The sequence below is a fragment of the Micromonospora sp. C41 genome, from assembly GCF_018070485.1.
Classification (GTDB): Bacteria; Actinomycetota; Actinomycetes; order Mycobacteriales; family Micromonosporaceae; genus Micromonospora; species Micromonospora chalcea.
Genome location: NZ_JAGPXP010000005.1, coordinates 76,521 through 89,428, shown reverse-complemented (window position 1 = coordinate 89,428; position 12,908 = coordinate 76,521). Strand labels below are relative to the sequence as shown.

Annotated in this window: 11 protein-coding genes; 2 read left to right on the top strand and 9 right to left on the bottom strand. The window is 71.9% G+C overall.

The annotated features are described in order from the left end of the window. Positions 1-59 precede the first annotated feature (59 nt). The 4 genes from KBX43_RS07660 to KBX43_RS07645 form a co-directional block, all read right to left on the bottom strand. The gene (locus KBX43_RS07660) at positions 60-815 is read right to left on the bottom strand and encodes a LytTR family DNA-binding domain-containing protein (RefSeq protein WP_113974511.1); all 756 of its coding nucleotides are present in this window, start codon (positions 813-815) and stop codon (positions 60-62) included. Then, positions 812-2,035, bottom strand: a complete 1,224-nt coding sequence (locus tag KBX43_RS07655) for a histidine kinase (protein ID WP_064448098.1) — start codon at positions 2,033-2,035, stop codon at positions 812-814. Before KBX43_RS07655 ends, KBX43_RS07660 begins: the two co-directional genes overlap by 4 nt. Positions 2,036-2,068: 33 nt before the next feature. Then, complete coding sequence (locus KBX43_RS07650) at positions 2,069-3,577, bottom strand: sugar transferase (RefSeq protein ID WP_064448099.1); 1,509 nt, start codon at positions 3,575-3,577, stop codon at positions 2,069-2,071. Positions 3,578-3,902: 325 nt separating this feature from the next. After that, positions 3,903-4,763: an Fpg/Nei family DNA glycosylase gene (locus KBX43_RS07645; protein WP_210883903.1), complete on the bottom strand. Its 861-nt coding sequence runs from the start codon at positions 4,761-4,763 to the stop codon at positions 3,903-3,905. Between the two features lie 24 nt (positions 4,764-4,787). On the opposite strand from KBX43_RS07645, the gene KBX43_RS07640 reads away from it, so the two are divergent. After that, on the top strand, positions 4,788-6,062 hold the full coding sequence (locus KBX43_RS07640) for a glycosyltransferase family 4 protein (RefSeq protein ID WP_210883901.1): 1,275 nt from the start codon (positions 4,788-4,790) through the stop codon (positions 6,060-6,062). 73 nt (positions 6,063-6,135) lie between these two features. Here the strand turns inward: KBX43_RS07640 and KBX43_RS07635 are convergent, their stop codons facing one another. From KBX43_RS07635 to KBX43_RS07620, 4 genes are all read right to left on the bottom strand, one after another. After that, positions 6,136-6,858 (bottom strand): CDP-alcohol phosphatidyltransferase family protein, encoded by a 723-nt coding sequence (locus KBX43_RS07635; RefSeq protein WP_210869998.1) that lies wholly within the window; start codon positions 6,856-6,858, stop codon positions 6,136-6,138. Beyond that, positions 6,833-7,900, bottom strand: a complete 1,068-nt coding sequence (locus KBX43_RS07630; protein WP_043327755.1) for an iron-containing alcohol dehydrogenase family protein — start codon at positions 7,898-7,900, stop codon at positions 6,833-6,835. The genes KBX43_RS07635 and KBX43_RS07630 overlap by 26 nt, the downstream gene beginning before the upstream one ends. After that, positions 7,888-8,619, bottom strand: a complete 732-nt coding sequence (locus tag KBX43_RS07625) for a sugar phosphate nucleotidyltransferase (RefSeq protein ID WP_043327756.1) — start codon at positions 8,617-8,619, stop codon at positions 7,888-7,890. The genes KBX43_RS07630 and KBX43_RS07625 overlap by 13 nt, the downstream gene beginning before the upstream one ends. A 70-nt stretch (positions 8,620-8,689) precedes the next feature. Beyond that, the gene (locus tag KBX43_RS07620; RefSeq protein ID WP_231915615.1) at positions 8,690-9,145 is read right to left on the bottom strand and encodes an NUDIX domain-containing protein; all 456 of its coding nucleotides are present in this window, start codon (positions 9,143-9,145) and stop codon (positions 8,690-8,692) included. 112 nt (positions 9,146-9,257) lie between these two features. Between KBX43_RS07620 and KBX43_RS07615 the strand changes: the two genes are divergently transcribed. Further along, a complete protein-coding gene (locus KBX43_RS07615) occupies positions 9,258-9,650 on the top strand; it encodes a cyclic nucleotide-binding/CBS domain-containing protein (RefSeq protein WP_030499400.1) in 393 nt (130 codons plus the stop codon). A gap of 96 nt (positions 9,651-9,746) precedes the next feature. Here KBX43_RS07615 and KBX43_RS07610 read toward each other — a convergent pair whose 3' ends face one another. Beyond that, complete coding sequence (locus tag KBX43_RS07610; RefSeq protein ID WP_113974516.1) at positions 9,747-12,833, bottom strand: malectin domain-containing carbohydrate-binding protein; 3,087 nt, start codon at positions 12,831-12,833, stop codon at positions 9,747-9,749. Positions 12,834-12,908: the final 75 nt, after the last annotated feature.

Sequence of the window (12,908 nt, the reverse complement as noted above, 5' to 3'; positions counted from 1 at the left end):
CCCACCCTGTCGTACGGTCTGCCGTACATTGTACGCCAGGGTTTGCGGTGACCCCTCCCTCAGCGACTCCAGTCCTGCTTCGCGGCACGGACCAGCTTGTCCTTCAGCTCCCGGGTGTGCCGGCGGCTCACCGGCAGCTCGGATCCGTCGATCACCACCACATAGCCGGAGTTGACCAGCCGCAACTCGGCGATGAGCCGCAACTGCACCAGGTACGAACGGTGGATCCGGACGAACCCGGCATCGGCCCAGCGCTCGGCCAGCGTCGCCAGCGAGACCCGGACCAGGTGCGACCCGTCCGCCGTGTGCAGGCGCGCGTAGTCGCCCTGCGCCTCCACCCACCGCACCGCCGAACGGGGCAGCATCCGGGTGGTGCCCGCCAGCTCGATCGGGATGGTCGGATCCTCCTCCGCCCGGGCCAGCGCGGCCGGGTGCGACGGCACCACCCGGGCGCCGATCACCCGGCGCAGCGACTCGGCCAGCCGCTCGGCGCGTACCGGCTTGCGGACGTAGTCGGTGGCGCCCAGGTCGAACGCGTCCACCGCGCCGTCGTCGTACGCGGTGACGAACACGATCGCCGGCGGACGGGCGAACCGGCGCAGCACCCGGGCCAGTTCCATGCCGTCCAGCCCCGGCATCCGGATGTCGAGGAACACCACGTCCACGTCGTCGTCGCGGAGCACCCGCAGCGCCTCGGTCGCGTCCCCCGCCGTGTGCAGCCGGGCCACCCGGGGATCGGCGCGCAGGTGGTACGCCAGCTCGTCCAGCGCGGGCGGCTCGTCGTCCACCGCCAGCACCCGAAGGAACCCCGTCACGAGGAAACCCGTACGCCGGGGTGGAACTTCGGCACCCGCATGCTCACCTTCGTACCCGAGCCGAGGCCGGTCTCGACGACCAGGCCGAACCCGTCCCCGAAGACCGACCGGAGCCGTTCGTCGACGTTCGAGAGGCCGACGTGCTGCCCCGGGTCGTCGGCCGGGTCGCTGCCCGCCCCGGACAGCTCGGCGATCCCGGCGGTCAGCGTCGTCGGATCCATCCCCACCCCGTCGTCCTCCACCGTGATGTGACACTCCGCGCCCGCGTCCCGGGCCTCGATGCTCACCATGCCGGTGCCCGGCTTGCGGGACAACCCGTGGCGGACCGCGTTCTCCACGAGCGGCTGCAGGCAGAGGAACGGCAGCGTCACCGGCAGCACCTCGGGGGCGATCTGCAGGCGCACCTGGAGCCGCTCGCCGAACCGCGCCCGCTCGATGGTCAGGTAGCGGTCGATCGAGCGCAGCTCCTCGGCGAGCGTGGTGAACTCGCCGTGCGCCCGGAACGAGTAGCGGGTGAACTCGGCGAACTCCAGGATCAGCTCCCGGGCCCGCTCCGGGTCGGTACGCACGAACGAACCGATCGCGGTCAGCGCGTTGTAGATGAAGTGCGGGCTGATCTGGGCGCGCAACGCGCGCACCTCGGCCCGGGCGAGCCGCTCCCGCGACGACTCCAGCTCGGCCAGGGCGAGCTGGTCGCCCGCCCAGTGCGCGGTCTCCAGCGTGGCCTGCACCAGACCCGGAGCCGGCCGCTCGCCGGCCACCGCCACCAGCGCGCCGACCACCCGGCCGTCCGCGCGCAGCGGCGCCACCACCGCGCCGCGGACCGGGCAGTCGACCAGGTCGCAGCGCAGCTCCGACTCGCCCAGCACGGTGGAACGCCCGCTGCCGACCGCGCGCCGGGCCGCCGCGACCAGTTGATCGCCGTGGTGCGCGCCCTGCCCGTCGACGGCGAGCAGCGTGTCCCGGTCCGTCAGCGCCAGCCCGGCCGCGCCCACCAGGGCCCGCAGATGGCGTACGGCCTTCGCCGCGTCCGCGGCGGTCAGCCCGGCGCGCAGCGGCTCGGCGGCGAGCCCGGCGGTGTGCAGCACCTCGTACGTGGCGCGCTGCGTCGCCGTGGCGATGCCCCGTCGGCCACGCAGCCGCAGCACCGCCCAGAGCGCCGCCGCCAACGCGGTCACGAGCGAGACGACGGCGAAGACGGCGGAGAGGTTGCCACCCACGCAGCGATCCTGCCGGGTGCCGGCCCGGTAGCGCTAGTACGCGCCCTTGCGGGCCAGCACCACGCCCACGGTCCGCCACAGGATGCTCAGGTCGTACGCCAGCGACCAGTTGTCGACGTAGTAGAGGTCGAGCCGGACCGCCTCGTCCCAGGACAGGTCGGAGCGGCCGGACACCTGCCACAGCCCGGTCATGCCCGGCCGGACCAGCAGCCGGCGGCGTACGTCGCCGAGGAAGTCGCCGTCGTCGGCGGGCAGCGGGCGCGGGCCGACGAGCGACATCTCGCCCCACAGCACGTTGATCAGCTGGGGCAGCTCGTCCAGCGACGTGGCCCGCAGGAAGCGGCCCACCGGGAAGACCCGGGGGTCCTGCTTCATCTTGAACAGCATGCCGTCGGTCTCGTTCCGGTCGACCAGACCGGCGAGCCGCTCCTCGGCGTCGACGTACATGGTCCGGAACTTCCAGACCCGGAACGTCCGCCCCTCGTGCCCGACGCGGGGCTGGCGGAAGAAGACCGGCCCGGGGTCCGAGATCCGGATGGCCAGGGCGATGGCGGCGAAGAGCGGGACCAGCATCAGCAGGCCCAGGCCGGCGGCCACCCGGTCCATCAGGTTCTTGACCAGCAGCGCCGGCCCGGACAGGGTCGGCTCCTCGACGTGCAGCAGCGGCAGGCCCTCGATCGGGCGGATGTGCACCCGGGGACCGGCGATGTCGGTGAGCTGGGGCGCGACCACCAGGTCGACGCCGGAGCCCTCCAGCTGCCAGGCCAGGCGGCGCAGCTCGCCCGGCTCGGCGCTGGCCGAGCCGCAGACCGCGATGGTGTCGCCGCCGACCTCACGTACCAGGGCGAGCACGTCGCGGCCCGCGTACACCGGCACCGGGGTCTCCAGGCCGCGGGCGGCGGCGTACCCGTCGGTGAGGTGGATGGCCACCGGGATCAGGCCGACCGACGGGTGCCGGGTGACCGTGGTGTAGACCTCCAGGCACTCGGGCAGCGTGCCGACGAGCACCATCCGGTGCCCGGCGTGCCCGAACCGGCGGCGCAGCCCGTGCAGGGCGGCCCGGGCGATCATGCGGCCGAGCACGATCAGCAACATCGCGCCGAGCAGCGCGAAGCCGACCGTCCACCGGGACAGGGAGTAGGTCTTCGTGGCGAAGGCGATGAACGAGACCGCCGCCGCCACCGCCACGCCGGCCCGGATCACCCGCTTGAATTCGTCCGGGCCGAGCCCCAGGTAGCGCCGGTCGTAGGCCCGGTTGCCCCAGAGGAAGAGCAGCCAGCCGAGCGGCAGGAGCACGAACGCCACGGTGTAGAACCAGGCTTGCGGGGAGTTGCGGAAGCCCGAGTCGGCCTGCTCGAAGATCTGCACGGCCAGGAAGCTGGCCAGAGCCGCCGCGCCGAAGTCGAGCAGCAGCAGGAACAGGATGTAGGGCCGGTGCCACCGGGAGACCCGGCGCCGGGCGCGGGCCCACGCCGACCGGGGTACGCCGTTGTGCGACGGCGGAGTCGGCGGCTGGATCTCAAAGCTGTCGACGTGCCGCACGCTCTTGCTCCGGCCTCTGTCGGTTACCGGGCGCTGGAGGCTTGTCGTCACCTCAACCCATGTCCTCCCGCATGACCCGCACCCTCACTCGCCGTGAGGATCCGGGTCGCTCACCGTCCCAGTCTCCCACGCGGGCCCGGCCCGGACCGGCCCCCGCGAAGAAGCCGTGCCGCTGGTGCTCGGTGAGATCTGGCCGGCTCCGAATCAGTTGTGAAGCCGGGGACCGAGCCACTATACCGATGGATGACCACTCGGGTAGAGGGGCGGACCCGGACCTTCGGTGATCCCGGGTCGATTCCACTCAGTAATCGCCGGGTGCGGTTACTCACCGTACGAGACGGGACAACCTTCGGTCAGCCAGCGGCTTCCCGCCGGTCTGACATGTGGGGCAGTACTGGAGGCTCGAATCGGCGAACGAGACCTCACGCACCGTGTCGCCGCAGACCGGACACGGCAGGCCCTTGCGGGCGTGCACCTTGAGCCCGGAGCGCTTCTCGCCCTTCAGCTCCGCCGCCCGCTGGCCCATCGACCGGCGTACCGCGTCGCCGAGGACCGTGCGCGTCGCCGCGTGCAGGCCGGCGAGCTGGTCGTCGGTGAGCCGGTCGGTGATCGCGAACGGCGACAGCCGCGCCGCGTGCAGGATCTCGTCGGAGTACGCGTTACCCACCCCGGCGAGCACCGACTGGTCGGTCAGCACGCCCTTCACCTGGCCCCGGCGACTGCACAGCCGCTCGGCGAAGGTCGGCAGATCCGCCTCCAGCGCGTCCGGCCCGAGCTTCGCCACACCCGGCACCAGCGCCGGGTCGGTGACCAGATAGGCGGCCAGCTTCTTCTGGGTGCCCGCCTCGGTCAGGTCGAAGCCGGAGCCGTCGTCGAGGCGTACCCGCACCGCTATCGGGCCCTTGCCGGGCCGCAGCGGGGTCGCCGCCGGGAACGCCTCCCGGTAGTGCAGCCAGCCTGCCCGGGCCAGGTGGACCACCAGGTGCAGTCCCTCGTCGAACCGGACATCGAGGAACTTGCCGTACCGGCCGGCACCGGTGACCGTACGGCCGGCGACAGTGCTCGGCGGCGGGTCGTACGTCTTGAGCGCGCTGATCGCGGCGACCTCGAACCGCTCCACGCGGCGGCCCACCGCGCGCTCGCGCAGGTAACCGGCGAGCGCTTCCACCTCCGGAAGTTCGGGCATCGTCCAACGGTAGCCTTCTTTCCCGTGAGAATCGTGGTGGCGCACAACCGGTACCGGGAAGCCCAGCCCTCCGGCGAGAACACCATCGTCGACGCGGAGATCGCCCAGCTCACCGCCGCCGGCGTGGAGGTGCTGCCGTTCCTGCGCAGCTCCGACGAGATCCCGTCGATGTCCAAGCCGGCCAAGGCGCTGCTGCCGATCTCGCCGATCTGGGCCCCGAAGGCCCAGCACGACCTCGACCGCCTGCTGACCGAGCACCGGCCGGACGTGCTGCACCTGCACAACCCGTACCCTCTGCTCTCGCCCTGGGTGGTGCGGACCGCGCACAAGCGCGGGGTGCCGGTGGTGCAGACCGTGCACAACTACCGGCAGGTCTGCTCCTCCGGGCTGTACTTCCGTGACGGCGTGATCTGCCAGGACTGCCGGGGCCGGGCGCTGGGCGTGCCGGCGATCGTGCACCGCTGCTACCGCAACTCGCGGGCGCAGAGCGCGCTGATGGCGACCACGCTCGCCGTGCACCGCCCGACCTGGAAGTCGGTGGACCGGTACATCGCGCTCACCACGGCTGTGGCTGATCATCTGCGCGACTACGGCATTCCGGACGAGCGGATCGTGGTCAAGCCGAACGCGGTACCCGACCCGGGCACACCGGCGCCGGTCGGGAACGGCTTCCTCTTCATGGGGCGGCTCAGCCCGGAGAAGGGGCTGGACCTGCTGCTCGCCGCGTGGCGGCGGCATCCGGTGGGTGCGCTCGGCCCGCTGCGCATCGCCGGTGACGGCGAGCTGCGCCCGCTCGCCGAGGCGGCCGCCGCGGAGCGGCCCGACGTGCTCTACCTGGGCCAGCTCGACCGCTCCGGGGTACGCGCGGCGCTGGCCGACAGCTCCGTGGTGCTGGCCACCTCCACCTGGCACGACGTGCTGCCCACCGTGATCATCGAGGCGCTGGCGTCCGGGCGGCCGGTGCTCGGCACCGCGCTGGGCGGCATCCCGTACCTGGTGGGCGCGGACGGCCCGCGCGAGCCCGCCGGGACCGGCCCGGCCGAGGTGGCCACCGCCGCGCCCGGCGACGGGCATGTCGCGTTGCCGGTCGGGGTGCAGCGCGGCGAGGCGGGTTGGGTGGTGGCGCCGGAGGCGGACGCGCTGGCCGCCGCGCTGCCGCTGGCCGCCGCCGAGGCGGGGATGCTCGCCGGTCCGGCCCGATCCCGGTACGAGCGCACGTTCCACCCCGACGTGATCACCAAGCGCCTGATCGACATCTACGCCGGCCTGGCCGCCCCCGGAGGCCGCCCCGCGCGCTGAGCCCAGGTGTGCTGAGCCCGGGTGTTAGGAAGGGCCCCTTTTTATGCACGAGGCGTTAAGAAGGGGCCCTTCCTTACCGCAGGGAGGCGCGGGCGGAGAAGGCGATGCTCGCCAGCAGGAAGCCGCCGTTGACGATCGTGAACGCGACCATCACCCAGAACGCCAGCGCGGGCGCGAAAGCCAGCACCAGACCGGCCACGAAGATCACCGCGCCGTAGTCGCGGACCAGCTTCACCAGGCGTACCGGGAGCGAGGTCGAGGTGACCATGCTGGCCGCGTTCGGCCCGGACTGCATCACCGACGTCACCAGGTTGACCATCCAGGTGCCCGCGAACACCGCCACCAGCCAGACCGGCGTGGACGGGCGCTGCGCCACCGCCGTCGCGCCGATGGCCGCGACCAGCGCGATCTGGGCGGCCACGTCGCAGAGCACGTCGATCCGGGCGCCGGCCGCGCTGCCCTGCCCGGTCACCCGGGCGAGCTGCCCGTCGGCGCAGTCCAGCGCGTACGCGACCTGCCACGCGACCAGCGCGAACAGCCCGACCGCCCAGGCCGCAACGGTGCCGGCGGCCACGTCGTCGGCGAGCGCCACCACGGTGACCGAGGCGGCCAGCCCCAGCACCAGGTTGGCCAGCGTCAGCGCGGTCGGGCGCAACCCCAGGCGCTGGGCGGCAAGCGCGAAGGCCGCCCCGATCCACTGACTGATCGACTCGCTGAACAAGCCGCCTCCCCGGTTGACCCGGTGGAAGTCGGCGACTGTGGGACGGGGCTCAGCCAATGTGGTCGCGGAGGGCACCGGCGTAGTCTGCCAGCCGCTCCCGCGTCTCGGTAGCCGACATCGCGAGGTGTTCGAGGATGGTGTAACGGTCCGGCCGGGTGGCCGGCGCGAACTGCACCGCCTCCACGAACTGGTCGTCGGTCAGCTCGACCTCGGCCGGCAGCCGGGGCAGCCCGTGCCGGGTCAGGCAAGCCGCCATCTCGGCGAACCGGCGCTCGTCGCCGCGCAGGTACGTGCAGAACAGCGCGCCGAGCCCGGCCAGCTCGCCGTGCGAGGCGGTGCCGGGGAAGAGCGCGTCGATCGCGTGCATGATCTCGTGGCAGCCGCCGCTGCACGGCCGGCTGGTGCCCTCGATCGCCATCGCCAGGCCACTGGAGATCAGCGCGTCGGCGAGCACCGTGACGAAGCCGTCGTCGTTCATGTCACCCGGGTGGTTGAGCACCGCCTCGGCGCCCGCGCGCGACAGCGAGGCGGCCAGCCCGTCGACCCGCTCACCGCGGACCCGCCGGGCCAGTTCCCAGTCCGCCAGCGCGCTGATGTTGCTGACCACGTCGCCGATGCCGGCCCGGTTGTGCCGCTCCGGCCCGGCCTCCACGAAGTCCAGGTCCACGATCACCGCGATCGGGATGTGCACCCCGTAGGACCCCTTCAGGCCCTCGGTGATCAGGCTCGCCACCGGGGAGGCGATGCCGTCGTTGGCGAGACTCGTCGCCACCGACACCATCGGCAGACCGCGCCGGGTCGCCGCGTACTTGGCCACGTCGATCGTCTTGCCGCCGCCGATGCCGACCACCGCGTCGTACGACCGGGCGCGCAGCTTCGTCCCCAGGTCGTCGGCGGCGTCCAGCGTCCCCCCGGCCACGGTGAACACGTCGGCCGAGCGCAACGACGGCCGGATCAGCTCGGCGATCCGTTCGCCCTGCCCCGGCCCGACCACCACGGCGACGTCGCCACCGGCGGAGATGCGCCCGTCGGAGAGGATCGCCGCCAGGTCGGCCACCGCGCCCCGCCGCACGTCGATGTGCAGCGGGGTGAGGACGCTGCGGGCTAGTAGCGGCACGCGATCTCCCGCGCCCGGGCCAGATCGGCGTGGTTGTCGACCTCGACCCAGGAGACGTCACCGATCGGGGCCGCCCGCACCTCGCCGCCGCGCTCGGCGAACTCCTGGTAGCCGTCCTCGTAGTAGAGGTTCGGGTCGCGCCGCCAGGTCGCCTCCAGCGCGTCCGCGAGCGGCTCGGCCACCTGCGGCTCGATCAGCGTCGCGCCGATGTACTCGCCGTACGCCTCGCCCGGGTCCATCAGCTTGGTGATGCGGGTGAGCTGGCCGGCGGCGTCGAAGGTGGTCTTCATCTCCTCCTCGGCCAGCGGCTTGAGCGTGTCCACGGCGAGCAGGATGCCCGGCCCGCGCTCGGCCAGCAGCGTCTTCTCCACGCTCACCGGGTGCACGGTGTCGCCGTTGACGAGCAACACGCCCCGGGAGAAGTACTCGCGCGCCAGCCAGAGCGAGTACGCGTTGTTCCACTCCTCGGCCTTGTCGTTGTGGACCAGGGTGAGCGTGACGCCGTACTTCTCCTCCAGGGCGGCCTGCCGCTGCCGCACCGCGTCGGCCGCGTAGCCGACCACGATCACGACCTCGTTCAGCCCCACCTCGGCGAGGTTGCGCAGCGCGATGTCGAGGATGGTGGTCTCCCCGTCGACCGGCACCAGGGCCTTGGGCAGGGTGTCGGTGTACGGCCGCAGCCGGCGCCCCGCTCCCGCGGCGAGCACCATCCCGATCATGCCGACACGCTCCTCTTCTCGACCCGATTCCACCCGGCGAGGATATCGCCGGGCGCCGACCGGCAGTGGTTCAGCCCGTCAGCCCGATCGAACGCAGCGCGGCGAAGCCGTCCTCGGCGATCCGCCGGATCAGCCCGTCGTTGACGTCCCGGTGCTCGTCGAGCAGGTCGACGTCCGACTCCGCCAGCCAGCGGAACTCGGTGTGCTTGCCGGCCTCCAGCCGAGGGCGGCTCAGATCGCCGTCCACCCGGACCAGGAAGTCGGTCTCCACCCGGGTCAGCCCGTCGTCGGCGGTGTAACGGTATTCGCCGACCAGGCCGAGCACGTGCGACACGGACCAGCCGGTCTCCTCGGTGACCTCCCGGCGCAGCGCGTCGTCGATCTCCTCGCCCGGTTCGAGGTGGCCGCCGACGATGTCCCAGCAGTTCGGGAAGAGGCGTCGGTCGGGGGATCGGCGTTGGATGAAGATGCGGCCGTCGTCGTCGACGATCAGCGCGCCGGCGCAGCGCAGGGGCTCGGTGGGCACCCTCCGACAGTAGCCATCCGCGCCGCCTCCGGCGATGCCCGTCCTTGTCCCGGTACGCATAGAGGGCCCACCATGTCCGTACTCAGTCGCCGTCCCACAGGGGTGATGTGTGATGCAGGTACGCGAAGCGATGTCCAGCGAGGTACTCGTGGTCGGGCCGGAGCACACGCTCCGGCAGGCGGCCCGGATGATGTCGGCCCGCGGTGTCGGGTCGGCGGTCGTGATCGACCCGGACTCCGAAGGGGTCGGGATCATGACCGAACGCGACGTGCTGAAGGCGATCGGTGCCGGGCTCGACCCGGATGTCGAGCGCACCGGCGCGCACCTGACCTGGGACGTCGTCTACGCCGGCCCGGACTGGACGGTCGAGGAGGCCGCCGCGGCGATGGCCCGGGGCGGTTTCCGGCACCTGGTCGTGCTCGACGGGCGTGAGGTGGCTGGAGTGATCTCGGTACGGGATCTGATGCGGGTCTGGGCGGGGCAGCACGCGCCGACCCGGAGCTGAACCGGGCCGGCGCGACGGGCGCCGGAGAAGGGCGATGGCCCGGCCGATACCGGCCGGGCCATCGTCGTGTGTGTTCTGTTTCGGTCGTGCCGCCCGTCAGGGGCCGACGAAGACCGAGGTGCCGCGCCAGTCCACGTCGTCGACGCTCGGACCGCTGCGCACCGTGGCGGTACCGGTCGGCACGCCGCCCGACCACGCCATCGAGGCGAGGTTGCCGGTGCTCCGGGAGACGACGTAGAGCGTGTCGCCGTCCAGGAACAGGCCGCCCGCGTCGGCGAAGCCGGTGGTGCCGGTGACCGTGTTGCGCTCGGCGCCGACGGTGCCGGTGTCCGGCGCGAACCCGCGCCAGAACAGCGTGCTCTGACCGGCCAGCGAGTAGTAGACCCGGCCCTTGGAGTAGAACATCGCGGTCACGTTCGGCAGTTCGGCGGAGAAGTTGCCGGTCATGCCGGCGTAGGTGGAGCCCTCCGGCGCGGAGCCGGTGACGACCAGGTCCCACTTCGCGTCGTGGTACGGGTCCAGCTTCTTCGCGGTGCCGAACTCGGTGCCGTCGAACGAGCGCTTGTAGAGGTCGCCGCCGACGCCGTAGAACAGGTCACCGCCGACCCAGAACGCGCCCTTGATGTTCGACCAGCCGGTGTTGTCGCCGTTCGGCACCGACATCGCGTTGCCGACCGAGGACGCGCCGTCGTACGTCCGCTTGGTGATGCTGTCCACCGTGGTGGACGGCGGCACCGGCGGCAGCTTGACGATCTCGATGGCCTGCACCAGCGGGTTCTCCAGGACGCGACCGAAGTCGATGTCGATGTTGCCGTCACTGGTGACCGGGAACGCCCGCATGGTGCCCCGGTTGGTTGCGCCGATCGCCGTGATCGGGTCGAAGTTGCTCAGCTTGACGACGCCGTCGATGCTGACGTTGAACTTGCGCTTGCCGGCGGTGGCGGTACCGGCGTAGCGGTTCGCCAGGTAGAGGCGCACCTGCACCGGCGTGCCGGCCGGAACCGGGAAGTCCCACTGCATGTCCGGCGCGGTCGACTCGTCCCACCGCTCCGAGTTGAACAGCTCCACCGGCGTGCCGGCCGGCACGGTGGCGTCGAGCGCGGCGTTGGTGGTGTAGCTGGTCACCTGGCTGCCGGTGTTGTGGTAGGTGCTCGGCGCGGCGGCGGTGTCCGCAGCCCAGGCCGGCCCGCTCGGCGCGGCCATCTGGTCGCCACCGGCGTTGACCCGGTAGAGCACGTCCGAGGCGTCCGGGGTGGGCGCGGTCTTGACGATCTCGATGCCGTGGACCAGCGGGTTCTGGACCACCCGGCCGAAGTCGATGTCGACCACGCCGTCGCTGACCAGGGAGATCGACTGCATCGTGCCGCGGTCGGTGCCACCGGCGGCCACGACCGGGTCGAAGTCGTTCAGCTTGAGCACGCCGTCGACGCTGACGTCGAACTTGCGGTTACCCGGCTTGCTCGTGCCGGACCAGCGGTTGGCCATGTAGATCCGGACGTCGATCCGGGTGCCGGCCGCGACCGGGATGTCCCACTGCATGTCCGGCGCGGTCGACTCGTCCCACCGCTCCGAGTTGAACAGCGTGGCCGGCGTGCTCGCCGGCACGGTGGCGTCGAACGTGGCGTTCGTCGGGTACGTGGTCACGCTGTTGCCGGTGTTGTGGTACGGGCTCGGCGAGGCCTCGCTGTCGGCGGCCCAGTCCGGCCCGCCGTCGGTGGCCGGGATGGCCGGACCGCCGGCGTTGACCCGGTAGAGCACCTCGGTCTGCGCCGCGCGACCGGCCTGGTAGACGTTGCCCGGCAGGCCCTTGGTGCTGGTCGAGTGCGGGGCGTTGCCACCGGCCAGCGGGAAGAACGCGAGCCGCTTGCGCTGGTAGTCGAAGTCGCCGATGTACTCCTGGTCGCTGCCCAGCCAGAGCCCCTCCGGGGTCACCAGCATCTCGGTGACGCCGTAGCCGCGCGGGTGGCGGCCCGGGTTCCAGGACAGCGGCAGGCCGCTGACCGGGTCGAGGGCGGCGATGCTGGCACGCGGCACCGCGCCCGGTCCGGCCTTGTCCCGGGCGAGCGGGTTGTTCGACCAGCGGAAGTGGCCGCCGACGTAGATGGCCTTCTCGCTGATGCCGACGGAGAGGAAGGTGTCGCCGCCGCTGAAGTTCGTCCAGGTCGGCTTCTGGCCGGCGCCGGTGGCGTCGGTCTCCCAGCGGGCCGCGGAGTCACAGAGCGTGCCGGGGTAGGACGCGCCGGTGGTGACCACCACGAAGTACTTGCTGTCCGGGGAGAACTGGACGTCGCGCACCCACGAGTCGAACGCGGTGTACTTGCAGGCCGCGGCGTAGCTGTCGGTGTTCCAGTCGGCGATGGTCGCGGAGTTCTCACCGAGGTTGATCCGCACGATCTGGTCGTGCACGACGCCGTCGGCCTTCTTGAAGTTGCCGATGACCACGAGGTGCTTGCCGTCCGGCGAGACGGTGAACTTTTCCACGCCGACACCGGCCGAGGCCCCGTTGTTGGTCGGGGTCCAGTTGTGGTTCTCGGTCAGCGCCACGGTGAGGTAGTCGTCCACCGCGCCGGTGGTCGGGTTCAGCGAGGCCAGCCCGTTGCGGTTGGTCGTCGCGGTGACGGTGGTGAAGATGCCGCCGACGAGCAGGTGGCCGTCGACGAGCGCGATGTCGCTGACGGTGCCGTTGAACGCCGGGCCCTTGAACCCTTCGACGGGGGTGCCGTCGGCGACGTTCAGCAGCGCCAGCTTGCGGAAGTTCTTGTCGCCGACCTTGTTGAACTTGCCGGCCACGTAGACGGTGCCCGGGGTCGGGCCGGCGATGATGGCGGTGACGTCGTTGTCCAGCACCGGCGCGAACGCATTGTCGATCTTGCCGGTGGCCTTGTCGAAGGCGAGCAGCCCGCGCCGGTCGACCGGAGTGGGTGAGGAACCCCGGTTCTGCGCGTTGGTGAACGAGCCGCCGACGATCACCTTGCTGCCGGCGTCGTGGATGGCCACCACGTTGCCGTCGTTGATGTTCGGCGTCTTGTCCGAGGGCACCTCGCCGACCATCGTGCTGTGGTCGGGCGCGGGCGCGGTGGTCGGCGCGGCGAGCGCCGGCACCGGTGTGAACAGGGTGGCGATGCCGAGTACGGCAGCGCCGAAGGCGGACACCGAGCGGTGTCTCAGGATCGAGGAAGCCACAGGCTACTCCGGGGGGAATACGTCGGAGGCGCTGCGATCGTGGCCGGTGCCGACTTGAGGCGGGGCGTCACTCGA

Bases quoted from the DNA above. Each gene is read 5' to 3' on its own strand.
- KBX43_RS07645 (WP_210883903.1), bottom strand. From the start codon at position 4,763: ATGCCCGAACTTCCGGAGGTGGAAGCGCTCGCCGGTTACCTGCGCGAG.
- KBX43_RS07625 (WP_043327756.1), bottom strand. From the start codon at position 8,619: ATGATCGGGATGGTGCTCGCCGCGGGAGCGGGGCGCCGGCTGCGGCCG.
- KBX43_RS07615 (WP_030499400.1), top strand. From the start codon at position 9,258: ATGCAGGTACGCGAAGCGATGTCCAGCGAGGTACTCGTGGTCGGGCCG.